This is a genomic window from Vibrio sp. 704 (assembly GCF_033339295.1).
Window position 1 is genome coordinate 1 of the sequence record NZ_JAWOUH010000745.1, and the last position, 583, is coordinate 583.

The window sequence follows — 583 nt, forward strand, 5'->3', positions numbered from 1 at the left end:
ATTCTTCCTTATCGCCTATTACTGTCTTTGGGGCGCTCACGTGGCAAGCTGTTCATGCTCTATGGCAAAAAGCGCGTGCATATCGCGAAGCGCAACCTTGAACTGGCATTCCCCGAGAAAACGCCAGAAGAAGTGCAACATATCGTGGAAGAAAACTTCAAGAATACCGGGATGGCACTGATCGAAACCGGTATTACATGGTTTTGGCCTACATGGCGCTTCAAAACGCTCATTGTCGAGAAAGACATCCACGCTCTAAAAGAAAAAGGCGCGGAAGGGAAAGGCGTATTGTTGTGTTGTGTGCACGCTCTTAACTTAGAAATTACCGCGCGAGCTTTTGCTGTTTTAGGTGTTGCGGGTTACGGCGCATTTCGTCCGCATAACAACCCAGCGTACAACTTCATCCAATATTGGGGGCGCACGCACAACGGCAACAAACTGATTGATCGCAAAGATGTGAAAAAGATGATTCGTGTACTGCGCAGCGGCGAGCGTTTGTTCTACTTACCTGACCACGATTACGGCCGCAATAAATCGGTCTTCGTGCCGTTTTTTGCCATTGATGACGCTTGTACAACAACCG

The 583-nt window shown here is 48.5% G+C and carries 1 pseudogene; it reads left to right on the top strand.

The annotated features are described in order from the left end of the window. A pseudogene (locus R7R24_RS28870) lies at positions 1–583 on the top strand (lipid A biosynthesis lauroyl acyltransferase); the annotation flags it as partial.